The organism is Streptomyces sp. NPDC001135, from assembly GCF_053598395.1.
The window spans coordinates 130,192-154,451 of the sequence record NZ_JBSFKD010000003.1 but is presented as its reverse complement, the minus strand read 5'-3'; the positions used below and the strand labels follow the sequence as shown (position 1 = coordinate 154,451).

22 protein-coding genes are annotated in these 24,260 nt (G+C 71.8%); 8 read left to right on the top strand and 14 right to left on the bottom strand.

Going from position 1 to position 24,260, the window contains the following annotated elements; genetic code table 11:
- On the bottom strand, positions 1-1,755 hold the full coding sequence (locus ACWC94_RS05990) for an SDR family oxidoreductase (protein ID WP_450795345.1): 1,755 nt from the start codon (positions 1,753-1,755) through the stop codon (positions 1-3).
- Between the two features lie 8 nt (positions 1,756-1,763).
- Entirely contained in the window at positions 1,764-2,606 is an 843-nt protein-coding gene (locus ACWC94_RS05985) for a M24 family metallopeptidase (RefSeq protein WP_450795158.1), read from the bottom strand.
- Positions 2,607-2,861: 255 nt separating this feature from the next.
- Here ACWC94_RS05985 and ACWC94_RS05980 point away from each other — a divergent pair, with 255 nt between their 5' ends.
- The 5 genes from ACWC94_RS05980 (at position 2,862) to ACWC94_RS05960 (ending at position 6,702) form a co-directional block, all read left to right on the top strand.
- Positions 2,862-3,845: an ABC transporter ATP-binding protein gene (locus ACWC94_RS05980; protein WP_450795344.1), complete on the top strand. Its 984-nt coding sequence runs from the start codon at positions 2,862-2,864 to the stop codon at positions 3,843-3,845.
- Entirely contained in the window at positions 3,835-4,743 is a 909-nt protein-coding gene (locus ACWC94_RS05975; protein WP_450795157.1) for an ABC transporter permease, read from the top strand. The genes ACWC94_RS05980 and ACWC94_RS05975 overlap by 11 nt, the downstream gene beginning before the upstream one ends.
- Positions 4,740-5,651: an ABC transporter ATP-binding protein gene (locus tag ACWC94_RS05970; protein WP_450795156.1), complete on the top strand. Its 912-nt coding sequence runs from the start codon at positions 4,740-4,742 to the stop codon at positions 5,649-5,651. Before ACWC94_RS05975 ends, ACWC94_RS05970 begins: the two co-directional genes overlap by 4 nt.
- Positions 5,652-5,661: 10 nt before the next feature.
- Positions 5,662-6,381, top strand: coding sequence for an ABC transporter permease subunit (locus tag ACWC94_RS05965; protein WP_450795155.1), 720 nt, complete (start codon positions 5,662-5,664; stop codon positions 6,379-6,381).
- 78 nt (positions 6,382-6,459) lie between these two features.
- On the top strand, positions 6,460-6,702 hold the full coding sequence (locus tag ACWC94_RS05960; protein WP_450795154.1) for an SGM_3592 family protein: 243 nt from the start codon (positions 6,460-6,462) through the stop codon (positions 6,700-6,702).
- 475 nt (positions 6,703-7,177) lie between these two features.
- On the opposite strand, the gene ACWC94_RS05955 is transcribed toward ACWC94_RS05960, so the two are convergent.
- The 9 genes from ACWC94_RS05955 to ACWC94_RS05915 form a co-directional block, all read right to left on the bottom strand.
- A complete protein-coding gene (locus tag ACWC94_RS05955; protein WP_450795152.1) occupies positions 7,178-7,978 on the bottom strand; it encodes an HAD family hydrolase in 801 nt (266 codons plus the stop codon).
- Entirely contained in the window at positions 7,975-9,252 is a 1,278-nt protein-coding gene (gene serS / locus ACWC94_RS05950) for a serine--tRNA ligase (RefSeq protein WP_450795151.1), read from the bottom strand. Before serS ends, ACWC94_RS05955 begins: the two co-directional genes overlap by 4 nt.
- A gap of 530 nt (positions 9,253-9,782) precedes the next feature.
- Complete coding sequence (pheA, locus tag ACWC94_RS05945) at positions 9,783-10,715, bottom strand: prephenate dehydratase (protein WP_450795150.1); 933 nt, start codon at positions 10,713-10,715, stop codon at positions 9,783-9,785.
- An 82-nt stretch (positions 10,716-10,797) separates the two neighbouring features.
- A complete protein-coding gene (gene efeB / locus ACWC94_RS05940) occupies positions 10,798-12,090 on the bottom strand; it encodes an iron uptake transporter deferrochelatase/peroxidase subunit (protein WP_450795149.1) in 1,293 nt (430 codons plus the stop codon).
- Positions 12,091-12,098: 8 nt separating this feature from the next.
- A complete protein-coding gene (locus ACWC94_RS05935) occupies positions 12,099-14,024 on the bottom strand; it encodes a copper resistance CopC/CopD family protein (RefSeq protein ID WP_450795148.1) in 1,926 nt (641 codons plus the stop codon).
- 17 nt (positions 14,025-14,041) lie between these two features.
- A complete protein-coding gene (locus ACWC94_RS05930; RefSeq protein WP_450795147.1) occupies positions 14,042-14,515 on the bottom strand; it encodes a copper chaperone PCu(A)C in 474 nt (157 codons plus the stop codon).
- Positions 14,512-15,165: an SCO family protein gene (locus ACWC94_RS05925; RefSeq protein WP_450795146.1), complete on the bottom strand. Its 654-nt coding sequence runs from the start codon at positions 15,163-15,165 to the stop codon at positions 14,512-14,514. The genes ACWC94_RS05930 and ACWC94_RS05925 overlap by 4 nt, the downstream gene beginning before the upstream one ends.
- A 125-nt stretch (positions 15,166-15,290) precedes the next feature.
- Positions 15,291-16,052, bottom strand: coding sequence for a YcnI family copper-binding membrane protein (locus ACWC94_RS05920; protein WP_450795145.1), 762 nt, complete (start codon positions 16,050-16,052; stop codon positions 15,291-15,293).
- A gap of 143 nt (positions 16,053-16,195) precedes the next feature.
- Positions 16,196-17,047: a hypothetical protein gene (locus tag ACWC94_RS05915; RefSeq protein ID WP_450795144.1), complete on the bottom strand. Its 852-nt coding sequence runs from the start codon at positions 17,045-17,047 to the stop codon at positions 16,196-16,198.
- Positions 17,048-17,233: 186 nt separating this feature from the next.
- Between ACWC94_RS05915 and ACWC94_RS05910 the strand changes: the two genes are divergently transcribed.
- Positions 17,234-17,680: an ATP-binding protein gene (locus ACWC94_RS05910; RefSeq protein ID WP_450795143.1), complete on the top strand. Its 447-nt coding sequence runs from the start codon at positions 17,234-17,236 to the stop codon at positions 17,678-17,680.
- Positions 17,681-17,687: 7 nt separating this feature from the next.
- Positions 17,688-18,251: a GNAT family N-acetyltransferase gene (locus ACWC94_RS05905; RefSeq protein ID WP_450795142.1), complete on the top strand. Its 564-nt coding sequence runs from the start codon at positions 17,688-17,690 to the stop codon at positions 18,249-18,251.
- Between the two features lie 17 nt (positions 18,252-18,268).
- Here ACWC94_RS05905 and pdxR read toward each other — a convergent pair whose 3' ends face one another.
- The 3 genes from pdxR to ACWC94_RS05890 form a co-directional block, all read right to left on the bottom strand.
- A complete protein-coding gene (pdxR, locus tag ACWC94_RS05900; protein ID WP_450795141.1) occupies positions 18,269-19,639 on the bottom strand; it encodes a MocR-like pyridoxine biosynthesis transcription factor PdxR in 1,371 nt (456 codons plus the stop codon).
- Between the two features lie 148 nt (positions 19,640-19,787).
- Entirely contained in the window at positions 19,788-21,272 is a 1,485-nt protein-coding gene (locus ACWC94_RS05895) for an aminopeptidase P family protein (protein ID WP_450795140.1), read from the bottom strand.
- Positions 21,273-21,419: 147 nt separating this feature from the next.
- Positions 21,420-22,820, bottom strand: a complete 1,401-nt coding sequence (locus ACWC94_RS05890) for a PP2C family protein-serine/threonine phosphatase (RefSeq protein WP_450795139.1) — start codon at positions 22,818-22,820, stop codon at positions 21,420-21,422.
- Positions 22,821-23,429: 609 nt separating this feature from the next.
- On the opposite strand from ACWC94_RS05890, the gene ACWC94_RS05885 reads away from it, so the two are divergent.
- The gene (locus ACWC94_RS05885; protein WP_450795137.1) at positions 23,430-24,116 is read left to right on the top strand and encodes a bifunctional DNA primase/polymerase; all 687 of its coding nucleotides are present in this window, start codon (positions 23,430-23,432) and stop codon (positions 24,114-24,116) included.
- The last annotated feature ends 144 nt before the right edge of the window (positions 24,117-24,260 follow it).

Genomic DNA, 24,260 nt, shown 5'->3' with positions numbered 1-24,260 from the left:
TCACAGCCTCGGCTCCACCCGCGCGAGCCGCCGCAACGCCCCCGGCAGGAAACGGGACATGAGGTGGGCGCCCCGGGCCTCCGGGGTCACCGGGACGACCGCCCGGTTGCGGGCCACGGCGTCCAGGACCGCCTCGGCCACCTTCTCCGGCGGGTAGTTGCGCATGCCGTACAGGCGGGCCGAGTTCTTCTGGCGGCGGCGTTCCTCCGCCTCGTCCACGCCGGCGAAGCGGGCCGTGGAGGTGATGTTGGTGTTGACGATGCCGGGGCAGATCGCCGTGACACCGATGCCCTGCCCGGCTAGTTCGGCGCGCAGGCACTCGGAGAGCATCAGCACGGCCGCCTTGGAGGTGCTGTAGGCGGGCAGGGCCCGGGAGGGCTGGAAGGCCGCCGCCGAGGCGATGTTGACGATGTGGCCGCCCTGGCCGCGCTCGGCCATCCGCCCGCCGAAGAGCCGGCAGCCGTGGATCACCCCCCACAGGTTCACGTCGAGGACCCTGCGCCAGTCGTCGGACGTGGTGGCGAAGAACGAGCCCGACAGGCCGACGCCCGCGTTGTTGACCAGGACGTCCACCACGCCGTACGCGCGGTGCACCTTTTCGGCGAGTTTCTCCATCGCCTGCTCGTCGGAGACGTCGGCCGTCTCCGCCCAGGCCTCGGTCGCGCCGATCAGCCGGGACAGCTCGGCGGTACGGGCCGCGGCCTCGGTGTCGCGGTCGACGGCCACCACGCGCGCGCCTGCCTCCGCGAAGGCGAACGCCGTGGCCCGCCCGATGCCGCTGCCCGCGCCGGTGACCAGCACCAACTGGCCGCCGAACCGGTCGGCGTGGCGGCCGGTGGCCTTCGGCTCGGGGCGGCCGCCTTCCACGGCCATGACGAATTCCTCGATCCAGGAAGCGAGTTGATCGGGCCGGGTGCGCGGGACCCAGTGCTTGGCCGGGAGCGTACGGCGGGTCAGATGAGGCACCCACCGCTCCAGGCCGTCGTAGAGGCGCTCGGAGAGGAACGCGTCCTCCTGGGGCGTGATGAGCTGCACGGGCGCGTGCGCGTACGCGTCGGGGCGCGGCCTCGTCAGCCGGGCGCGGACGTTGTCGCGGTACAGCCAGGCGCCGTGCGCCGCGTCGGAGGGCAGCGAGGAGGTCGGATAGCCGTCGGCGGGGACCTGCTCCGCCCGCTGGAGGATCTTCGGCCAGCGCCTGCCGAGCGGGCCGCGCCAGGCCAGCTCGGGCAGGCCCGGTGTGTGCAGCAGGTACACGTACCAGGACTTGGCGCCCTGGCCGAGGAGCTGGCCCACCCCGCGGGGCGTCGGGCGCTTCACGCGCGCGTTGATCCAGTGCCCGAAGTGGTCCAGGGAGGGCCCGGACATCGACGTGAAGGAGGCGATACGGCCCTCGGTCCGGCCGACCGTGACGAACTCCCAGGACTGCACCGAACCCCAGTCGTGTCCGACCAGGTGGACCGGGCGGTCCGGGCTGACCGCGTCCACGACGGCGAGGAAGTCGTCGGTGAGCTTGGCCAGCGTGAAGCCGCCGCGCAGCGGCCGGGGCGCCGTCGAGCGGCCGTGGCCCCGGACGTCGTACAGGACCACGTGGAAGTGGTCGGCGAGGCGGGCGGCTACCTCCGACCAGACCTCCTTGCTGTCCGGGTAACCGTGCACCAGCACCACCGTCGGTCGCTGCGGGTCGCCCAGCTCGGCCACGCACAGTTCGACCCCGCCGGTCGCCACCCGGCGCTCCCGCGCACCCTTCAGCGTCACGTCCGCCGTCACTTCTCCTCCGCCCAGCGCCGCACGTGCGGCAGATCGTCGTCCAGCCAGAAGGCGCTCTCCTCGGGGTCCGTCGAGTCGGTGACCACGAGGATCTCCTCGAACTTCGCGCCCGTCCCACGGAAGCCGAGGTGCGGTTCGACCGCCCACAGGCCCGGCTGCGGCGGGTGGTCCGAGAAGCGGTACGGGGACCACAGCGGCGACCAGCCCTCGCGGTGGCCGTGCAGCGCGTCGGCGGCCAGGCCCTTCAGGGACTGCGTGCCGAACCCGAAGAGACGGAAGGGGAAGCGGCTCTGCCTCACGCGGTCGACCTTGTGGGCGATCACGCCGAACGGGTACGCGCGATGCCGGTTGGCATAGCCCTGGCGGACCATGAGCCGGTCCACGTCCTCATAGATCTCGCGCAGCGGGCGCCGCTCGCGCACCTCGCGCAGGATCAGCTCCCGGTGCGCCTCCAGGTCGGCCATCAGCCGGTCCTGCACCGGGTTCACACCGAGCGAGCCCGCATAGCCGATGTCCGCCGTGTATCCCTCGTACACCGGCGCCATGTCCAGGATGAACGGCATCCCGGGCGCCAGGGCGCGGTCGGTGGGGAAGAACTGCAGCGGGATGCGGAAGTTCACGAACGCCGTGCGGTCGCCGAACCAGGCGAAGGGCAGGTGGAACCAGTCCCGCACCCCGCGCTCACGCAGCCACTGCCGCTGCATCCGCGCCGCCTCGCGCTCGGTCACACCCGGCTCCAGCCGCGCCGCGACCGCCTCCGCGCACTCGTAGGCGAGGCGCTGCACCCGTCTGAACCCGCCGAGTTCCACGGAGAGTTCGCTGCTCACTGCCGTCGTCATGCCGCCCCGTCCCGTCGTGCCGTCGACTCGGCCGCCCGTCCGGTCGACCGCGGTACGCGTCCGTAACTTGACACTGGTGAATGTGACAGTTGTTAGAGGCGGCGTCAATAGGCGGGTCCGCAGCCTGTGGACAACTCGCCGTAACCCTGAGGCAGGGCATCCCCTAGGGCCCCGTAATACCTGGGTCTGACGCGAAGACGGCTCTGAGGTCTGACGCCCGGCGCGGCCCGGATCACTACCGTCATAGGCGTGACTGTGATCGCGACCGAAAGCCTGAGCAAGCGGTTCCCCCGGGTGACCGCGCTCGACCGGCTGTCCGTGGACATCGGACCCGGTGTGACCGGACTCGTCGGAGCCAACGGCGCCGGCAAGTCCACCCTGATCAAGATCCTGCTGGGTCTGTCCCCCGCGAGCGAGGGCCGCGCCGAGGTGCTCGGCCTCGACGTCGCCACCAAGGGCGGCGCCATCCGCGAGCGCGTGGGCTACATGCCCGAGCACGACTGCCTGCCGCCCGACGTCTCGGCCACCGAGTTCGTCGTGCACATGGCGCGCATGTCCGGCCTGCCGCCCACCGCCGCCCGCGAGCGCACCGCGGACACGCTGCGCCACGTCGGCCTCTACGAGGAGCGCTACCGCCCCATCGGCGGCTACTCGACCGGCATGAAGCAGCGCGTCAAGCTCGCCCAGGCGCTGGTGCACGACCCGCAGCTGGTGTTCCTGGACGAGCCGACCAACGGCCTCGACCCGGTCGGCCGCGACGAGATGCTCGGCCTGATCCGCCGTATCCACACCGACTTCGGCATCTCGGTCCTGGTCACCTCCCACCTGCTGGGCGAACTGGAACGCACCTGCGACCACGTCGTCGTCATCGACGGCGGCAAGCTGCTGCGCTCCAGCTCCACCACCGACTTCACCCAGACCACGACCACCCTCGCGATCGAGGTCACCGACAGCGACACCCACCCGGACGGCACCCGCGCGGTCCGCGACGCGCTCCACGCGCGCGGGGTGGTCACGGAGAACGAGGGCGCAGGCCTCCCCGGCGCCGGGCACATCCTGCTGCTCACCGCCCAGAGCGAGGAGACCTACGACCTGATCCGGGACGTCGTCGCCGACCTCGGGCTCGGCCTGGTGCGCATGGAGCAGCGCCGGCACCACATCTCCGAGGTGTTCACCGGCACGGACGAGCAGAACAGCAACGACGAGCAGCGGAAGGAGGCCGTCGGCCATGGCGGTTGAGCAGCCCCTGACCTCGCCCGCGGGCGACCAGACCCGCATCCACGACATCGGCTACCGCGGCTACGACGGCCCCCGCCTCGGCCGAGCCTACGCCCGCCGCTCGCTGTACTCGCAGTCCCTGCGCGGCGCCTACGGACTGGGCCGCTCGGCCAAGACCAAGGTGCTGCCGATGCTGCTGTTCGCGGTGATGTGCGTGCCCGCCGCCATCATGGTGGCCGTCGCGGTCGCCACCAAGGCGCACGAACTGCCGGTGGCCTACACCCGCTACGCGATCATGCTGCAGGCCGTGATCAGTCTGTACGTCGCCGCGCAGGCACCCCAGGCCGTCTCCCGCGACCTGCGCTTCAAGACCGTACCGCTGTACTTCTCGCGGCCCATCGAGACCGCCGACTACGTCCGCGCCAAGTTCGCCGCTCTCGCCTCGGCGATCTTCATCCTCACCGCCGCCCCCCTGCTGGTGATGTACGTCGGCGCGCTGCTGTCCAAGCTGGGCTTCGCCCACCAGACGAAGGAATTCGCCGAGGGACTGGTCTCCGTGGCCCTGCTCTCCCTGCTCTTCGCCGGCATCGGCCTGGTCATCGCCGCCGTCACCCCGCGCCGGGGCTTCGGCATCGCCGCGGTGATCGCCGTCATGATCATCTCCTACGGCGCGGTCAGCACGCTCCAGGCCATCGCCGATGTGCAGAACCACTCCAGCGCGATCCCGTGGATCGGCCTGTTCTCGCCCGTCACGCTCATCGACGGCGTCCAGTCGGCCTTCCTGGGCGCGACCGCCCGCAACCCCGGAGCGGTCGGCCCGTCGGCCGGGCAGGGCGCGGTCTACGTCCTGGTCGTGCTCGCTCTGATCGCCGGCAGCTACGGCCTGCTGATGCGCCGCTACAAGAAGGTGGGCCTGTGACCACGCTCAGCATCGACCACGTCTCCCGCTGGTTCGGCAACGTGGTCGCCGTCAACGACATCACCATGACCATCGGCCCCGGCGTCACCGGCCTGCTCGGCCCCAACGGCGCCGGCAAGTCCACCCTGATCAACATGATGGGCGGCTTCCTCGCCCCCTCCACGGGCACCGTCACCCTCGACGGACAGCCGGTGTGGCGCAACGAGCAGATCTACCGGCACATCGGCATCGTCCCCGAACGCGAGGCGATGTACGACTTCCTCACCGGCCGCGAGTTCGTCGTCGCCAACGCCGAGCTGCACGGCCTGGGCGCCAAGGCCGCCCAAAGGGCCCTCGCCACGGTCGAGATGGAGTACGCGCAGGACCGGAAGATCTCCACGTACTCCAAGGGCATGCGGCAGCGCGTGAAGATGGCGAGCGCGCTCGTGCACGACCCGTCGCTGCTCCTGCTCGACGAGCCGTTCAACGGCATGGACCCGCGCCAGCGCATGCAACTGATGGACCTGCTGCGGAAGATGGGCGACGAGGGCCGCACCGTGCTGTTCTCCTCGCACATCCTGGAGGAGGTCGAGCAGCTCGCCCGGCACATCGAGGTCGTCGTCGCCGGACGGCACGCGGCCAGCGGCGACTTCCGCAAGATCCGCCGGCTGATGACCGACCGCCCGCACCGCTACCTGGTCCGCTCCAGCGACGACCGCGCCCTCGCGGCCGCGCTGATCGCCGACCCCTCCACGGCCGGTATCGAGGTCGACCTGACCGAGGGCGCGCTGCGCATCCAGGCCGTCGACTTCGGCCGCTTCACCGCCCTGCTGCCGAAGGTCGCCCGGGACCGCGGCATCCGGCTCCTCACGGTCTCGCCGTCCGACGAGTCCCTGGAGTCCGTCTTCTCGTATCTGGTCGCGGCGTAGGAGGCCGAAGATGTACGACCCCACCGTCGCCCGGCTCACCTACCGAGCCCTGCTCGGCCGCCGCCGGGCCCTCATCCTGGGCGCTCTGCCGCTGCTGCTGATCGTGCTCGCCGTGGCCGTGCGCGGCCTGACGGGAGCCGACGACCAGACCGCCGCGAACGTGCTCGGCGGCTTCGCGATCGCCACGATGGTGCCGATCATCGGCGTCATCGCCGGCACGGGCGCGATCGGCCCGGAGATAGATGACGGCTCCGTCGTCTATCTGCTGTCCAAGCCGCTGAAGCGTCCCGCGATCATCTTCACCAAGCTGATCGTCGCCATCGCCGTGACCATGGTCTTCTCGGCGCTTCCGACCCTGATCGCGGGCCTGATCCTGAACGGCAACGGCCAGCAGATCGCCGTCGCCTACACGGTGGCCGCACTGGTCTCCTCCATCGCGTACTCCGCGCTCTTCCTGCTCCTCGGCACGGTGTCCCGGCACGCGGTGGTCTTCGGGCTGGTCTACGCCCTCGTCTGGGAGGCCCTGTTCGGCTCCCTGGTGCCCGGTGCACGCACCCTCAGTGTCCAGCAGTGGTCGCTGGCCGTCGCCCACAAGGTCGCCGGCGGGGACCTGGTGACCTCGCAGGTGAGCCTGCCGACGGCCACCGTGCTGCTGGTCGCGGTCACCGTGCTGGCCACCTGGTACGCCGGGCAGAAGCTGCGGACGCTGAAGCTGGCGGGCGAGGAGTAGGCCTCCAGCGGATTGACGAGGAGTTCACACCGGTCCGGGCACACTGGGCACAGCGGATGAACGGCTAGGAGGCCGCTGATGGCAGAGGAGACACGGGGGGACGACGGGCACGGGCGGCCCGAGGGCGAGGTCTGGGACGGGCTGGTCCTGGACGAGGACTTCATACGGGCCGCCGAGACCTCCGAGCCGTCCGCCCGGGCCCGGATGCTCGCGGCCCGCTGGCGGGCCGAGGACCCGGAGCCCCAGCCGTGGCGCTCCGACGAGCCGCCGGCGGGCTGGTTCTTCAGCAAGGCGCGGCGCCGCAGGTGGCGCCGCCGGTAATTCGGTGGCGCCCGACTCGGCGGCGGGGCAGAGTGGTTGTGCCCCATCCGCCGGGAGTGTCCCGGCGTCACGGACCGGGAGTGGAGGTGGGCGATGTCCATGCACGGCAGTACGCCCAGCTCCCGACAGGGCGGCCCGAGGCCGGCTCCGGTGTAGTTACCCCACCGTCGAGCCCGAAGGGCAGCCCGGGGCGGCCGCTTCGAGCACGTGAGCGCTGCGCTTGCGTGGGCCGCCTTCCCTGTGGCCCCCTCTTGCAAGGGGGCCCCTACGCTGGGGCGGCCGGACGAGTTGCGCAACTCGGCGCTCACCAGGTGCCGCTGCGCCCACCCGTGCCGCCCCAGCGGCACGACCGCCCGCAGCGGCGGCGGTGCTCCGACAGCAGGCGGAACCGCACCCCCCAGGGGCGCGGGGAACTGCGCGACCAGCTCACCACGGACCGCACCCGGCAACGGACCGCGGGTCCGACGGCGCAGCCCTACGCCAGCAACCGCTCCAGCACCACCGCGATCCCGTCGTCCTCGTGGGAAGCCGTCACCTCGTCGGCCACCGCGCGGAGCTCCTCGTGGGCGTCTCCCATGGCCACCCCGTGAGCGGCCCAGGCGAACATCGGGATGTCGTTGGGCATGTCGCCGAAGGCGATCGTCTCCGCGGCCTTCAGGCCCAGCCGGCGGGCGGCGAGAGACAGGCCCGTGGCCTTGGACAGGCCCAGCGGGAGCAGTTCCACGATGCCCTCGCCCGCCATGGCGACCGTGACGAAGCCGCCGGCGGCCTGCCGGGCGGCCTCCGCCAACTCGTCGTCACCCATCGTCGGATGCTGTACGTAGATCTTGTTGAGCGGGGCCGCCCAGAGGTCGGACACGTCGGTGAACGGGGTGGCCGGGAGGCTGCCCGTGACCGCGTACCCCGGGCCCACCAGCACCTCGCCGTCCAGACCGTCCCGGCCGGCCGCCAGATACAGCGGGCCCACCTCGGCCTCGATCTTGGCCAGGGCCACCCGCGCCAGCTGCCGGTCCAAGGTCACGGACGTCAGCAGGCGGTGCGCGCCGGCGTCGTAGACCTGCGCGCCCTGGCCGCAGACGGCGAGGCCGTCGTAGCCGAGGTCGTCCAGGATGTGCCGGGTCCACGGGACCGCGCGGCCGGTGACGACGATGTGGGCCGCGCCCGCCGCGGTGGCCGCGGCGAGCGCGTCACGGGTGCGCTGCGAGACCGACTCGTCGGAGCGCAGGAGCGTCCCGTCGAGGTCGGTCGCGATCAGCCGGTAGGGGAAGCCGGTCACCTGGCGGCCGGCTCCAGGACCTCCCGGCCGCCCAGGTACGGGCGCAGCACCTCGGGGACCCGGACGGAGCCGTCGGCCTGCTGGTGGTTCTCCAGGATCGCCACGATCGTGCGCGGTACGGCGCACAGCGTGCCGTTGAGCGTGGCGAGCGGCTTGACCTGCTTTCCGTCGCGGACGCGGATCGACAGGCGGCGGGACTGGAACTCGGTGCAGTCCGAGGTCGACGTCAGCTCGCGGTACTTGCCCTGCGTCGGGATCCACGCCTCGCAGTCGTACTTGCGGGCGGCGGAGGAGCCGAGGTCACCACTGGCGACGTCGATGACGCGGAAGGGCAGCTCCAGCGAGGTCAGCCACTGCTTCTCCCACTCCAGCAGCCGCTGGTGCTCGGCCTGGGAGTCCTCCGGCGCGACGTAGGAGAACATCTCGACCTTGTCGAACTGGTGCACACGGAAGATGCCCCGCGTGTCCTTGCCGTGCGAGCCGGCCTCGCGGCGGAAGCAGGGCGAGAAGCCGGCGTACCGCAGCGGCAGCTTGTCGGCGTCGATGATCTCGTCCATGTGGTACGCCGCCAGCGGGACCTCGGAGGTGCCGACCAGGTACAGGTCGTCCTTGTCGAGGTGGTAGACGTCCTGCGCCGCCTGGCCGAGGAAGCCGGTGCCCGCCATGGACTGGGGCCGGACCAGCGCCGGGGTGAGCATGGGGGTGAAGCCGGCCGCCGTGGCCTGCGTGATCGCCGCGTTCACCAGGGCCAGCTCCAGGAGTGCGCCGACACCGGTGAGGAAGTAGAAGCGGGAGCCCGAGACCTTGGCGCCGCGCTCGACGTCGATCGCGCCCAGCAGCTGGCCCAGTTCCAGGTGGTCCTTGGGCTCGAAGCCCTCGGCACCGAAGTCACGGATGGTGCCGTGCGTCTCCAGCGTGACGAAGTCCTCCTCGCCGCCGACGGGCACGTCGGGGTGGACGAGGTTGCCGAGCCGGAGCAGCAGCTCCTGGGTCTCGGCGTCGGCCGCGTCGCGCTCGGCGTCGGCGGCCTTGACGTCGGCCTTCAGCTGCTCGGCACGCTTGAGCAGCTCGGCCTTCTCGTCGGCGGTGGCCTTGGGGATCAGCTTGCCGAGCTGCTTCTGCTCGGCGCGCAGTTCGTCGAAGCGGACGCCGGAGGACCTGCGCCGCTCGTCGGCAGACAGGAGAGCGTCGACGAGCGCGACGTCCTCTCCACGGGCGCGCTGGGACGCGCGCACACGGTCGGGGTCCTCACGGAGCAGGCGAAGGTCAATCACGAGGCCAAGGCTACCGGTGCCCGGTTGCCGCTCACGAATCTCTATTCCGACGTGTTCTGATTCGCGACTTACGTTCCGTTATGCCGTAATTGCCGAGCGTGTCAAGGAAAAGTGTCTCACTCCCTGGGACGGGGCATGCCCAGGGCCTCGGGTTGACTGGATTCCCTTGTGGAGAACGGGACTTGGCAGGCCGGTTGTCCACAGAAATCCACACCCTTCGAAGAGTTATCCACAGGCTGTGTGGAAGGTCTGTGGACGCCGGAATTGATCACTCCGGAAGTGAGGAACGGAGGGAAGAATTCCCGGGTCAAAACGCCTCGACACCTGCCATCGGGTGGAAAAAGGTCGCCCCGAAAGATGAACCAAAGGAAACGGGCGGACGAAGGGTGACCCAGGTCGCGGTGACCCGATCTGGGGGCCGCAGGGCGATTTGTCGACCTGGTCGCCCTTGTCTGTCGACTTGTCCCCAGGTCGAGAAGGGCACCTGTGGATAACCTCTGTGGATAACGTTGATATGCAGAGAGGACTGGCTAGAACCGGCCGTCCTGGCAGCGCGCCATCCAGTCCGCCGCCGCCACGAACTCCTCGTCCGAGGTACCCGGCCGCGCCGCCGGAGCCTCGCCCGGCTTGATGTCCGCACGCGGATAGGAGCCGAGGAAGCGCACCTGGAGACAGATCCGCTTCAGCCCCATCAGCGCCTCCGCCACCCGCCGGTCGGAGATATGGCCCTCGGCGTCTATGCAGAAGCAGTAGTTGCCGATGCCGGCGCCGGTCGGCCGGGACTGCAGCACCATCAGGTTGATCCCGCGCGAGGCGAACTCACCGAGCAGGTCGCGCAGGGCACCGGGGTGGTCGTCGCGCTGCCACAGCACCACCGAGGTCTTGTCGGCGCCGGTCGGCGCGGCGGGCCGGGCCGGGCGGCCGACCAGCACGAACCGGGTCTGCGCGTTCTCCGCGTCGTGGATCCCCGTCTCCAGCGCCTCGAGGCCGTACCGGGCGGCGGCGAACTCGCCGGCGAACGCGGCGTCGTAGCGGCCCTCCTGGACCAGGCGAGCGGCGTCCGCGTTGGAAGCGGCCGATTCCCAGGTCGCGTCCGGAAGGTGCCGGCGCAGCCAGTTGCGTACCTGCGGCTGGGCCGCCGGGTGGGCGGAGACCGTCTTGATGTCCGTGAGGTCCGTGCCCGGCCGGACCAGCAGCGCGAAGGTGATCGACAGCAGCACCTCGCGGTAGATCATCAGCGGTTCACCCGCGACCAGTCCGTCCAGGGTGGTGGTGATGCCGCCCTCGACGGAGTTCTCGATCGGTACGAACGCCGCCTCGGCCTCGCCGGCCCGCACCGCGTCCAGCGCGGACTGCACCGACACGTACGGGATCAGCTCCCGGGTGGCCGCTTCCGGGAGTGTCCGCAGGGCGACCTCGGTGAAGGTGCCCTCGGGGCCGAGATACGCATAGCTCGCTGGCATGTCCTCACCCTAATGGGCGCAGGGCACAGCGGCTTGGGTGTCCCATGAACACCACACGACCGGGTGGTTTGAACCCGGATGGTCACCCTTCCAGCAGTCGCTGCCCCACATACTCGCCCTTCGCCGCCCCGCCCGGCACCGCGAACAGACCGCTCGCCTCGTGCCGGATGAACTGCGACAGCGCGTCGCCCCGGTCGAGCTTGCGCTGCACCGGTACGAAGCCGCGCAGCGGGTCCGCCTGCCAGCAGATGAACAGCAGACCGGCGTCCGGAGTGCCGTCCGTGTCGAAGCCGTCGTGGTAGGAGAAGGGGCGCCGCAGCATGGCCGCGCCGCCGTTCCTGTCGGGCCGGGTGATCCGGGCGTGCGCGTTCAGCGGGACGACGTACTCGCCCTTGGCGTCGGCCTTCTCCAGGTCCATCGGGGTGGTCTCGTCGCCCCCGGACAGCGGTGCCCCATTGGACTTCCGGCGCCCGATGACCGCCTCCTGGGCCGGCACCGACAGCTTCTCCCAGTCGTCCAGGAGCATGCGGATGCGGCGTACGACGGCGTAGGAGCCGTTCGCCATCCAGGCGGGCTCGCCCGTGGCGGGCACGAAGATCCGCCGGTCGAAGTCGGAGTCGGCCGGCTTCGGGTTGCGGGTGCCGTCCAGCTGGCCCATGAGGTTGCGGGCCGTCATGGGATGCGCGGTGGCGCCCGGGGTGCGGTTGAAACCGTTCATCTGCCAGCGCAGCCGGGCCGCCCCGCCGGCGTCCTTCTGGATGGCACGCAGGGCGTGGAAGGCGACCAGGGCGTCGTTCGCACCGATCTGCACCCACAGGTCGCCGTCGCTGCGCGCCTTGTCGAGGTGGTCGGAGGAGAAGTCCGGCAGCGGATCCAGCGCGGTCGGCCGCTGCTTGTCCAGACCGGTCCTGCCGAAGAAGGAGTGCCCGAAGCCGAAGGTGATCGTCAGCGAGGACGGCCCGGCGTCGCGGGCCACATCGGTGTCGTCGTGCGGTGCGGCCTCGCCCGCCATCAGCCGCTCGGCCGTCGTCGACCAGCGGCGCAGCAGGGCCGCCGCCTCCTTGCGGCCGGCGCCCGCCACCAGGTCGAAGGCGACGACATGGCCGCGCGCCTGGAGCCCCTCGGTGATACCGGGCTGATGTTTCCCGTGAAACATCGCCCGGTCGGAGCCCACCGAGGTCAGCGGGGTGGCGCGGTCGGGGGCGGCGGCGTAGCCCACGGCCCCGCCCGCCGCGCCGAGCACGAGACCGGTGGCGCCCGCGGTGCCGAGCAGGGCGCGCCGGGAGATGCCGTGTCCGCCGGCGGGCTCGGACGCGTCGGACGCCTCGTACGCCTCGGCGGAGGTGCGGGCCTGAGGGATGGACTGGTCGGGCATGGTGTCGTTCAGCCGATCTGCGCGTTCTTGGAGACGGTCACCTGGTCGATGTCGGAGGTCCGCACGGTCACGTCGATCTTCCAGTCGCCAGCCATGGGGATCTGCACTCCGCTCGCCGACCAGTGGCCGGTGGTGATGTGGTCGGGGGTCACGGGAAGCGGGCCGATCTTCTTCGCCTCGAGGGTGAAGGCGACCTTCACCTCCGGGATGTCGAAGGCCCGGCCGTTGGGCCGCTGGACGTACACGTGCATCTCGTTGCCGCCCACCCGCGCGGGGTCGAGGTCGATGCTGACGACGCCCTTGCCGTCGGTGCCGCCGGTGTCGAAGGGCATGTCCAGGGTCAGCGCGCCGTTCGAAGGCGCCGTGGCCGAGGTGGAGGAGGACGTGGCGGCGGCCTTGGCGTCCAGCTCGGTACGGCCCGGCTCGGTCTGGGTCAGCCAGGTGGTGACGGCGAGCAGGACGACCGCGACACCGGCCTCGGCGAGCACCGAGCGGCGCAGCCCGAAGCGGTTCGGGTCGCCGTCCCGCAGCCGCTTCTGCCGGGCGGCGTCCATCGCGGCCCGCTGCCGGGCGAGCTGGGCGGCGCGCGGGGAGTCCCCGGAGCCGCCGCCCTTCCCGGCCGTCTTCGACGCGGTGACGCGCTCCTTCTCGCGTTCCTTCCCCGACTTCTTCCCGGCGGCGGCGACCGTGTCGGCGAGCCGGCCCGTCCACCGCCGCGACACCGACGCGATGCCGACCAGCAGCGCCACCAGCCCGATCTTGACCAGCAGCAGCTGTCCGTACCGGGTGTCGGTGAACGCCGCCCACGAGCCCAGCTGGCGCCAGGACTGGTACGCGCCGGTCGCGACGAGCGTGATGACGGAGCCGAAGGCCACACGCGAGAAACGGCGCACCGCGGCGGCCTGGACCGGTGTCTCGGCGGGCGCCCGGTACAGGGCGACGAGCAGGGCGGTGAGCCCGCCCAGCCACGCGGCGACCGCGAGCAGGTGGATGACGTCGACCGGCATGGCGATGCCCGGCTGGAGGCCTACCGAGGCGTGCTCGGCCATGGCCCAGCTGGTCGCGAGCCCCGCCGCGACGACCACACCGCCGACCGCGAGCCCGAACGTCAGATCGCGCTTCTCCTGGCCCTCCTCCCGCTTGGTGTACGCGCCGAAGAGGACGGCGATGAACAGCGCGGCGGCGGCGAGCAGCAGCAGCCGGGAGACCAGCGCCGCACCGGTCTTGGTCTGCAGCACCTGGCCGAGCAGGCCGAGGTCGAAGACGTCGGCGAACTTCCCGGAGGTGGTGTACGCGCCGCGCAGCAGCAGCAGCCACAGGGTGGCCGCGGTGAGGGTGAGCCAGCCGCCGACGACCAGCCGCTGCAGGGCCCGTACGCCCGCCCCCCGCTGCCAGCAGGCGAGCACGAAGGCCGCGCCGCCCGCGAGCACGATGAACCCGGCGTACGAGGCGTACCGCCCGAAGGCGTAGAGCCCGCCCACGACTCCGCCGCCCGCGACCGGGCCGGTGCCGGAGACCACGGTCTGCGAGGGCGCCCCGATGGAGAAGGTGTAGGCGCCGGAGACGGGATGGCTGTCGGCCGAGACGACCTGGTAGGTGACCGTGTAGGTGCCCTTGCCCAGGCCGCTCCTGAGCCGCACGGCGTACGTCGTCCCGCTCAGGTTGGCGGGTTTGCCGGTCTGGACCGGCTTGCCCTTGGGGTCGAGGACGCGCAGGGAGTCGTCGTTCATCGCCACCTTCTCGGAGAAGGTGAGCGCCACCTGGCTGGGTGCCTGTTTGACCACCACCCCCTGCGCGGGGTCGCTGCCGGTCAGCGCCGCGTGGGCGGAGGCCGGTCCGGCGCCCGCGAGCAGTGCGCCGGTGACGGCGAGGAACAGCAGCGCCAGGGTGCGCAGGCTGCCCCTGTGTCGTGTGGGGGTGATGGTCCGCGTCACGGTGGTCGGTCCCTCCGTCAGTGGCCGGTCGACGGGTTGTACGTGGCGGACTTCACCGGCATCTCGACGGTGAGGGGCCCGGACTTGGCGAAGGTGAGCTTCACGGCGACCGTCTGGCCCTGCTTCGGCTTGCGCTTCAGCTCCTCGAACATCAGGTGGTTGCCGCCGCTTTTGAACACGAGTTGACCATGGGCGGGTATCGCGAAGGAGGTCTTCTCCCGCATGGCGCCGCCCATGGTGCTGTGCATGGTGACCTGGCCGGCGGCGTCACTGCTCACCGCGGTCAGCTCGTCCTTCGCGCCGCCCTTGTTGGTGATCGTCAGAAAGCCCGCGGCCATGTCGGCGGAGACCGGCTGCGGCATGTACGGGGCGTTCACCGACAGCTCGGCCTTCGCCGACCCGGAACCGGAGCCGGACCCCGAGTCCGAGCAGCCCGCCAGGGCGAGGGCACCGGTGCAGACAGCCGCCGTCACAAGGGTGTGGCGCCTCACGGCTTCTCCCCCTTGACGATCTTGGGCAGGCCCTTGGCGTAGTCGTCGACCGTGGCGCTCTCGCCGTAGTAGACGTAACCGCCGTCCGTCTTCGGTGAGAAGGCGATGACCTGGGTGCCGTGGACGGAGACGAGCTTGCCGTTCTTGTCCTTCGTCGTCGGCTCCACGGTGATGCCGACCGAGCGGGCACCGGCCTGGATGGTGGGGAAGTCCCCGGTCAGGCCGATGAACTGCGGGTCGATGCCCTTGAGCCACTTGCCCAGCCCGGCCGGGGTGTCCCGGCCCGGGTCGGTGGTGACGAACACGACCCTCAGGTCGTTCTGCTCGGCCTTGGGCAGCGCCTTCTTGGCGACGGCGATGTTGCTCATCGTCGTCGGGCAGATGTCGGGGCAGTGGGTGTAGCCGAAGTACAGGAGGGTCGGACGGCCCTGGGTCTCCTTGCGGAGGTCGTACTTCTTGCCGTGCGTGTCGGTGAGGACGAGGTCCGGCTTCTCGAAGGGCTTGTCGAGGACGATGGCGGCCTTGCCCGAGTCGGACTCCTCCGAGACCACGGCGATCGGTGAATTGCCGTCGTTCCCGCTGCCGCAGGCGGAGAGGGTCAGGGTGGCGGCGGCGAGCAGCGCGGCCGCGGCGAACGTCTTCTTGCGCATAGAAAAATGTCCCAGATGGTGAGTACTCCGGCGCGCACCGGGGTCGTACGACAGCCATGACGACGGCCATGACAGCGTCGCACGAGTCGTACGACCCCCGTGCGCGGTCCGGAAGCGGTGGGGGCTCAGGCGGTGCGGCGGCGGCCCGCGAGGACGCCGTAGGCCACACCCGCGACGCCGACGGCGATGCCGACCACGCCGAGCACGCGCGCGGTGGTGTCGGTGCCGGAGCCGGAGTCGGTGGCGGCCGCGTTCCCGGTCGTGTCGGAGGCGTCCTCGGCGCTCGCCGTGCCGTGGTGTTCGTCGGTCGCGGCGGACAGCTCCAGCACCGGCGCCGGGTTCTCCGGCTCGTCCTGGCCGGCCCGGGGCACCTCGATCCAGCGGACGACCTCCTTGTCGGAGTACGTCTGGACCGCCTTGAAGACGAGCTGGTCGGTGTTGTCGGGCAGGGCGCCGAGGGACAGCGGGAACTTCTGGAAGTAGCCGGGCTGGATCCCCTTGCCGTCGGCGGCGGTCCAGGTGACCTTGGTGACGGCCTCGTCGATCTTCTCGTGGTGCACGGTCAGCGGCTTGGCCAGCTTGGACTTGGTGACCTGCACGTTCCAGCCGGGGACCGGCTGGGCCATGACCGAGGCGATCGGGTGGTCGGCCGGGAGGCTGACCTCGACCTTGGTGGTCGAGGTCTTGTCGCGCTCGTTGGGGACCTTGAAGTCGACGACGGCGTAGCCGCCCTTGGCCGCGGGGGTCTCCGGCTGCACGGTGACGTGCGCGAAGGCGGGGGCGGACAGCGCCAGTACGGCCGTACCCGCGACGGCGCCCGCGGCGGCGACACGGGAGGAGGTACGGCGAAGGACGGCGCGACGGGACGCGGTACGAGAAGCCTGCATGGCAGGAGCACTCCACTCTGAGAGTCCGGTGACGAAGAGAGGGACGCGGGTGCGGGCCGTGCCACTCGGTGGGTGCACGGGTACGCACGCGCGTGTGCCGCGCGACGGCGGCAGCCTCTCCTGGGAGTGGCGCGCGCGTCGCGTCAGGCGGCGAGGAGGAGGCCGGCGGCGGGCGGGCCGCGCCGGATCACCGTGTGCTGGAGGGCCGTGGTGTGCGGTGCCGGCGCCTCGTCCCGCGCGCTACGACGGCCGCGCGGACCGGGCACGGAGGCGGGCAGCAGCCCGGCGCACAGGGCGTGCGCCAGCGCGAGAGCCGCCCGCAGGGACCGTACGAGCGCCCCCTCGGCGACTCCGTGCGCCGACAGCTCGATCAGCCGCAGCAGGGCCAGATCACCGCGGCGCAGCAGCCAGCCGGCGGCGACGGCCGCGAGGACGTGGCCGAGCAGCATCGGCAGCGGTCCCGCGGCGGCGCCGGTGGCGTCCGGGGCGTGGTACATGCCGCGCAGGACGGTCACGGGCCGGCCCGAGCGGTCTATGAGGTGGGCGGCGAGCAGGACGTGGAAGGCGCGTCCGGGGGTGAGGGCGGTGGGGTTCGACCCGCACAGGAAGCGCGCGGCCTGCTCCACGAGCGCGGTGTCGCTGAGCGAGGAGCCGCGCGCACCCGGTGCCGCCATCGCCATGCCGCCCGGTGCCGTCCCGCCCGAGGCCATGGCGGCCCCGTGCTGGCCCAGCCCGAACAGCGCGTGCAGCGCGGTCTGGCCGAGGGCGAGGAGCGCGGCGATGCCCGGCAGTGAGCGGGCCCGCCCGGCGAGCGGCACCACGAGCAGCAGACAGCCGAGGAAGCCCGCACCCAGCGTCCACAGCGGCACACCCGCGCAGGAGGCGAGGGTGTGCCCGCACGCGGCCAGCGCGACACAGACCGCGGCGAACACCGCGGCCCGCAGGATCCGGAGCCCGGCTCCGGGGCGCGCCGTGCGCGGGTGGGGGGCAGTCATGGCGGCCTCATCATCGCACTGGGCCTGTCCATGTCCTACGGCAGGGCCGCGGGAACGTCCCTCATACACCGATTCCTCCCCCGGCGCATCGGCTGTATGGGCGGAGTCACGTCAACGATGTGCTTACGGCCCCCTATGGGCGGCAATACGTATCGGTATGTCGAGCCGCGGCCAGGAGGCTGGAGCATGAGCATCTGGTGGTCACTCCATCTGCGCCGCGAGGCCGCGAGCGTGCCGCTCGCCCGGCGTCTGCTGATCGGCACCATGGAGACGGCGGGCGTCGACCCCGAGATCTCCTACGACCTCTCCGTCGCCCTGAGCGAGGCCTGCGCCAACGCAGTAGAGCACGGCGGTGACGTCCCGAACGGCGGCTCCTCGGAGGCGTACCGGGTGACCGCGTACCTCGACGGCGAGAAGTGCCGTATCGAAGTGACCGATTCCGGACCGGGCTTCTTGCGCGCCCACGAGATCCGGCCCGCCCGCCCGGACGCCGAGCACGGCCGCGGTCTCTGTCTCATCCGCGAACTCGCCGACCACGTCCACGTCGGCGCCAAGCCCGGCCGCGGCGGCACGGTGGTCAGCTTCGACAAGATCCTCAAGTGGAAGAAGGATCCTTCACTGCTCACGGCATAGTGAGGGAATGGAGATCGAGAGCGCCGGCATAGCGCCCGGTGTGACACTGCGGCTTGTGACGCTCGCCGACGCGGACGCGCTGTGTACGGCCTACGTGGACAACCGCGAGCATCTGCGGCCGTGGGAGCCGCGCCGGCCGGAGTCCTTCTTCACCGGGGCGGGGCAGCGCGAGCGGACCGAGGGGCTGCTGCGGCTGTTCTCGGCGGGTGCGGCGGTCCCCCTGGTGCTCGAGGCGGCGGACGGCCGGATCGCCGGGACCATCACCCTGACCGGGATCGTCCGGGGTCCCTTCTGCAGTTCCTCCCTCGGCTACTGGGTGGCCGCGGACCGGCAGAGCCGCGGTCTGGCCACGGCCGCGGTGGAGCGGGTCTGCCGGATCGCGCGGGACACGGTGGGGCTGCACCGGATCGAGGCCTCCACGCTGCTCGCGAACACCGGCTCACAGCGGGTCCTGACGAAGACCGGTTTCGAACCGGTCGGCCTGGCCCCGAAGTACCTGCACATCGACGGGGAGTGGCGGGACTGCCGGCTCTTCCAACGGATCCTGCACGACCGCGACCCGGTTCTGTGAGGCTGCACCGGACGCGCTCAACCCCTGTCCAGGACCTTGGCCAGGACCTCCAGCGCCTCCGGGTACGCCCGTTCGCGGGGCGTCCCGTAGCCGACGACCAGGCCCTGCGGGCGGCCGGGTCCGGGGGTGTGCCAGTGGTCGCCGAGGGTGCCGAGGGCGAGGCCCTCCGCCTCCGCGCGGGCCAGCACCTCGGCCTCGTCGGGCACGTCGATCAGCGCGTGCAGGCCGGCCGCGATGCCGTGCACGCCACGGGCCGTGCCCAGGCGGTCCAGCAGCTGGTCGCGGCGGCGCCGGTAGCGCAGCCGGCACGCGCGGACGTGCCGGTCGTAGGCATGGCTGTCGATCAGTTCGGCGAGGGCCAGCTGCCCGATGGTCTCGGTGTGGTGGTCGCTGTGCAGCTTGGCGTCGGCGACCGCGTCGACCAGGTGCGGGGGCAGCACCATCCAGCCGAGCCGCAGTGCCGGGCCGAGCGTCTTGGAGGCCGTGCCGAGGTACACCACCTGGCCGGGCGCCATGCCCTGCAACGCGCCCACCGGCTGGCGGTCGTAGCGGAACTCCCCGTCGTAGTCGTCCTCGACGATCAGCCCGCCACGCGCGCGTGCCCAGTCGCCGAGCGCCCGCCGCCGCTCGGGACGCAGGGTCACCCCGGTCGGGTACTGGTGGGCCGGGGTGACCACCACCGCGGCCGCCCTGTCCAGCTCCTCGGGGCACACCCCGTGCGCGTCGACCGGGACCGGCAGGACCGTTCCGCCATTGCGCCGCACCACCTCCCGGTGGAAGGGCAGTCCGGGGTCCTCCATGGCGACGGCGGCGCCGTCCAGCACGCGGGTGAGGAGCGCGAGGCCCTGCACGTACCCCGAGGTGACGACGATCCGTTCCGGCGGCGCGAGCACCCCCCGCGCCCGTCCCAGATAGCCGGAGAGCGCCGTGCGCAGTTCGATCCGGCCGCGCGGGTCGCCGTAGTCGTACGCCAGTGAGGGCGCCGTCGCTATGGCCCGGCGCAGCGCGCGCAGCCAGGCCGCGGCCGGGAACGCGCCGACGTCCGGGCTGCCGGGGCGCAGATCGAAACGCGGGGCGCGCGTGCCTGTCGCCGTGCCGGGTTCCGCCGACTCGACGGCCGGCAGTTCGGCGACCCGGGTACCCGAGCCCTGACGTGCCGTCAGATACCCTTCGGCGACGAGCTGGTCGTAGGCGGCCTTGGCGGTACCGCGCGAGATGCCGAGGTCGGCGGCGAGCCGCCGAGTGGCGGGCAACCGGGTCCCCGGCGCGAGCCGCCCGTCCCGTACGGCGTCCCTGAGCGCCCGTTCGAGCCCGGCCCGGCGCCCGTCCACCGAGTCCGGCTCCAGATGCAGATCGACGCCGAAACCGGCCCAGAAGCCGTCGTCCACGTGTCCACCCCCCGTGAGTGCGGCGCCCCGTGCGGGGCGCGGGACTGTGCCGGTATGCGGCTCGGCCGCGCGGGCGCGACCAGTCACGGACCACCCGCGGACGAAAACGGCCGGGCACCTCCCCGGTACCCGGCCATTGAATCTCAGATCAGCCCTTCAGCGAGGCCATCCATGCCTCAACCTCGCCGGACCGCCGAGGCAGCGCAGCGCTCAGGTTCCGGTTGCCGTCCTCCGTCACCAGGATGTCGTCCTCGATCCGGACGCCGATCCCCCGGTACTCCTCGGGCACGGTCAGGTCGTCGGCCTGGAAGTACAGGCCCGGCTCGACGGTGAGCACCATGCCCGGCTCCAGCGTGCCGTCCACATACGTCTCGGTCCGCGCGGCGGCGCAGTCGTGGACGTCCATGCCGAGCATGTGGCCGGTGCCGTGCAGGGTCCAGCGGCGCTGCAGGCCCAGCTCCAGGACGCGCTCGACCGGGCCCTCGACCAGGCCCCACTCGACGAGCTTCTCGGCGAGCACGCGCTGGGCGGCGTCGTGGAAGTCGCGGTACTTGGCTCCCGGCTTGACCGCCGCGATCCCGGCCTCCTGGGCCTCGTACACGGCGTCGTAGATCTTCTTCTGGATCTCGCTGTACGTGCCGTTGACCGGCAGCGTGCGGGTGACGTCGGCGGTGTAGAGGGTGTGCGTCTCCACGCCGGCGTCGAGCAGGAGCAGGTCGCCGGAGCGCACCGGGCCGTCGTTGCGCACCCAGTGCAGGGTGCAGGCGTGCGGGCCGGCGGCGCAGATGGAGCCGTAGCCGACGTCGTTGCCCTCCACCCGCGCGCGGAGGAAGAACGTGCCCTCGATGTAGCGCTCGCTCGTGGCCTCGGCCTTGTCGAGGACCTTCACGACGTCCTCGAAGCCGCGGACCGTGGAGTCGACGGCCTTCTGCAGCTCGCCGATCTCGAACTCGTCCTTGACCAGCCGCAGCTCGGAGAGGAAGACGCGCAGCTCCTCGTCGCGCTCGGCGGTGACCTTGTCGGTCAGGGCGGCCTCGATGCCGGCGTCGTACCCGCGCACCACGCGGACCGGGCCGGTGGCCTCGCGCAGCCTGTCCGCCAGCTCGCGCACGTCGGCGGCCGGGATGCCGTAGAGCGCCTCGGACTCGGTGAGGGAGTGGCGGCGGCCCACCCACAGCTCGCCCTGGCCGGAGAGCCAGAACTCGCCGTTCTCCCGGTCCGAGCGGGGCAGGAGGTAGATCGTTTCCTCATGGCCTTCGCCCGTGGGCTCCAGGACCAGGACGCCGTCCTCGGTCTGGTTGCCGGTGAGGTACGCGTACTCGACGGAGGACCGGAAGGGGTACTCGGTGTCGTTCGAGCGGGTCTTCAGGTTCCCCGCCGGGACGACCAGGCGCTCGCCCGGGAAGCGGGCGGAGAGGGCGGCACGGCGGCGTGCGGTCTCGGCGGCCTGCGGGACGGGCTTCAGGTCACGCAGCTCGGTGTCGGCCCAGCCGGACTTCATGTTCTCGGCCAGCTCGTCGGAGACGCCCGGGTACAGGCCGTTCTTCCGCTGCTTGACGGTCTCCTCGGACTCGGTCTCGGGGCCCTCCGCGGTAGCGGAATCGGGCACAGCCGGGTTGAGCTCGTCGGACACGTGATCCTCCTCGATACGCCTGGTGATCTCCCCCGGGGCCCGCGACGCTCCTGCTTGTGGCCGAGCGGGGACCTCCATCATCGTACGGTCGTACCAGGAGCGGGCCGGGGCCGGATGCCCTGTTATGCCCGGTCATTCCAGGTGGGCTCAGTCGAAGCGGGCCGCCAGCAGGACGACGTCCTCGTCGCTGTCGGCCATGTCCGGGCCGTCCGGCAGGACGGTGCGCAGGACGTGGTCGGCGACGGCGCCGGGGTCGTGGCGCACCGCCCGCGGGATGCTCGCGGCGGCCGAGTGCAGCCGGGCGAAGGCGCGGTCCATGGAGTCGCCGGTACGGTGCAGCAGCCCGTCGGTGTACAGCAGAACCGTCTCACCGGCCTCGGCCTGGATCTCCACGCTGGGCGCCTCCCAGCAGGCGAGCATGCCGAGCGGCGCGGAGACGGAGGTCTCGGCGAACTCGGTGCGCCGGTCGCCGATCAGCAGGGGCGGGCTGTGTCCGGCGCCGGCCAGGGTGATCTTGCGCAGGGCGGGCTCGCAGTAGGCGAACAGGGCGGTGGCCGAGCGGGCGGGCTCGGTCAGCCGCAGCAGCAGCTCCAGGTCGGACAGGACGGCGACCGGGTCCTCGCCCTCCATCACGGCGTAGGCGCGCAGCGAGGCGCGCAGCCGGCCCATGGCGGCGACGGCGCTCGGTCCCGAGCCGGTGACCGAGCCGACGGAGAGGCCGAGCGCGGCGTCCGGCAGCGGCAGTGCGTCGTACCAGTCGCCGCCGCCGCGCGGGCCGGTGCGGCGGCGGGCGGCGAGCTGCATGCCGGGCACGCGGGGCAGCCGGGTGGGCAGCAGTTCCTCGGCGAGGGTCGCCACGCACGCGCGCGTGCGTTCCACTTCCAGCAGTCGGGCGAGGTGCTCGGTGGCGTGCCGGACGTAGAGGCCGACGAGGTGGCGCCGGCGCTCGTGGGGTTCGGCCGGCTCGTCGTAGAACCAGACGGCGGCGCCGAGGCGGCCGGCGGATTCGGTGGCGAGGGGCAGGGCGTAGCTGGCGGCGTAGCCGAGGCGGGCGGCCACCTCGCGGTGCCGGGGGTCGAGGCCGTCCTCGGCGAGCAGGTCGGGGTGGACGATCTCGGCGGTGGCGCCGGTGTCGTACGGCAGTGCGCCGCGCGGGACGGTCTCGATGTGGCCGAGGTCGGCGCGGCCGAGGCCGAGACCGAGGGTGGTGCGGGGGCCGCGTCCGTCGCCGGGCTCCAGGACGACGAGGCCGCGGCGGGCGCCGACGAGGGCGGCTCCGGCGCGCAGCAGCTCCTGGAGGGTGCCCTCCAGCGTGTCCGTGCGGGACAGGTGCTCGGTGAACTCGTGGAGGGTGGTGAGGTCCGAGACCCAGCCGGCCAGCCGGTCCTGGAGGACGGCACCGGGGGCGGGGGCGTGCGGGGCGGGGACGGAAGGGGTCTCCGGGGAGGGACCGGCGCCGGGGGCGGGGGGAGCGGGCGCGACAGTGTGTGCGGGCGTGGGAACCGTGGGATCGATTCCGGCCACTTTCGCAGGGTGCGGGGCGGTCATGGCGTCCGGCCCTCAGACCGGTGCGTATTGCTGAAAAGCATCGCAAACCCCCATGTCATTCTGCGCCGCTAGCAGTGTCTCCACATGTACACGCACTCGTGAGGGGATGTCCAGCATTGTCCTGCGGGGATTCCTGGTGTCCATGGGGTTCACGAGGGTTTCTTCCGAACCCCTTGCCTTACTGCCAAGTTGGCTTGAAACTGCCTCGGGGATCGGTTCATTGCGGTCGACTGGCCCTGCTCCACGGAGCGTCACAGCGGTCGTGATGGGTACGTACTCGGAGAAGGCCAGGGGTGGTTGGGGGCCACCCGGAACCTGGCGACGGACCCGGGCGTCTTAGCCACCGACGGCCGAGCCCCATCCTCCCTGGCGGAGGCGGAGAGAAACACGCGCGACGGCAAAACGCCATACTTCGCCACCCCCGCGCCGCACCCGTGCTTTTGCTGGACCACCAGGACGCGGACGCGACCCATGCTCGACCCCTTGGGGTTCCCCCTGCCGTACGCAGGGGTGTGATGCGCCAACAGGTACGCACAGTGAAGTGATCGACACATGGTGTGATGTGGACCACGGTGTTGCCAGCGGTGCAACGGAAAGGAACGAGCGCTCATGCGCGAGATCCTCGGAAGGCGACGCAGGCTCCTGTCCAGGCGGAACGACGGGAAGCCCAGGCGGAACGACGGAAGGCCTGAGCTGATCGGCGCGGCCCTGGCCTTCGCGACCGAGTGGCAGTGGCCCGTACTCCCGGGCGTGGCCCCCGACCCCCAGGGGCGGGCCCGCTGCGCCTGCCCCGACCCCGAGTGCGCGGTACCCGGTGCGCACCCCTTCGATCCCGGCCTGCTCACGGCCACGACCGACGCGCGCATGGTGCGCTGGTGGTGGACCAACCGGCCGAGCGCGCCGATCATCCTGGCCACCGGAGGCGGGGCGCCCTGCGCGGTCAGCCTGCCGGCACTCGCCGCCTCGCGCGCCCTCGCCCTGCTCGACCGGCGGGGCATGCGCCTCGGCCCGGTGATCGCCGCGCCGAACCGCTGGGCGCTGCTCGTCAAGCCGTACTCCATGGAGCAGTTGGGCGAGCTGCTCTACGCCAAGGACTTCGTCCCCGGCTCCCTGCGCTTCCACGGCGAGGGCGGCTACCTCGCCCTGCCCCCGTCCGAGACCGGCCAGGGCGCCGTCCGCTGGGAGCGCGCCCCGCTGCCGGGTTCGGCCGCGCCCTGGGTGCCCGATGTGGAGGCCGTGGTCGACGCCGTGGTCGACGCCCTCACTCGTACGGGTGTGATCGCACCCGAGTTGTAGGAGTCTCCGGCACGGTCGCGGCGGGCGAGCCCCGCCCGGTCGTTATCTTCCGCACATGCTGCGAATTTCTGGGGGACATGGCCGTCGACACTCTGGGCGGCACGGCCGCAGATCGCCACAGCGCGGCGGACCGGAATCCCACAG

Excerpts from the sequence above, each read along its gene's own strand:
- ACWC94_RS05985 (WP_450795158.1), bottom strand. The coding sequence starts at position 2,606 with ATGACGACGGCAGTGAGCAGCGAACTCTCCGTGGAACTCGGCGGGTTC.
- ACWC94_RS05975 (WP_450795157.1), top strand. The coding sequence starts at position 3,835 with ATGGCGGTTGAGCAGCCCCTGACCTCGCCCGCGGGCGACCAGACCCGC.
- ACWC94_RS05965 (WP_450795155.1), top strand. The coding sequence starts at position 5,662 with ATGTACGACCCCACCGTCGCCCGGCTCACCTACCGAGCCCTGCTCGGC.
- ACWC94_RS05960 (WP_450795154.1), top strand. The coding sequence starts at position 6,460 with ATGGCAGAGGAGACACGGGGGGACGACGGGCACGGGCGGCCCGAGGGC.
- pheA (WP_450795150.1), bottom strand. The coding sequence starts at position 10,715 with ATGCCAGCGAGCTATGCGTATCTCGGCCCCGAGGGCACCTTCACCGAG.
- efeB (WP_450795149.1), bottom strand. The coding sequence starts at position 12,090 with ATGCCCGACCAGTCCATCCCTCAGGCCCGCACCTCCGCCGAGGCGTAC.
- ACWC94_RS05925 (WP_450795146.1), bottom strand. The coding sequence starts at position 15,165 with ATGCGCAAGAAGACGTTCGCCGCGGCCGCGCTGCTCGCCGCCGCCACC.
- ACWC94_RS05920 (WP_450795145.1), bottom strand. The coding sequence starts at position 16,052 with ATGCAGGCTTCTCGTACCGCGTCCCGTCGCGCCGTCCTTCGCCGTACC.
- ACWC94_RS05915 (WP_450795144.1), bottom strand. The coding sequence starts at position 17,047 with ATGACTGCCCCCCACCCGCGCACGGCGCGCCCCGGAGCCGGGCTCCGG.
- ACWC94_RS05910 (WP_450795143.1), top strand. The coding sequence starts at position 17,234 with ATGAGCATCTGGTGGTCACTCCATCTGCGCCGCGAGGCCGCGAGCGTG.
- ACWC94_RS05905 (WP_450795142.1), top strand. The coding sequence starts at position 17,688 with ATGGAGATCGAGAGCGCCGGCATAGCGCCCGGTGTGACACTGCGGCTT.
- ACWC94_RS05890 (WP_450795139.1), bottom strand. The coding sequence starts at position 22,820 with ATGACCGCCCCGCACCCTGCGAAAGTGGCCGGAATCGATCCCACGGTT.
- ACWC94_RS05885 (WP_450795137.1), top strand. The coding sequence starts at position 23,430 with ATGCGCGAGATCCTCGGAAGGCGACGCAGGCTCCTGTCCAGGCGGAAC.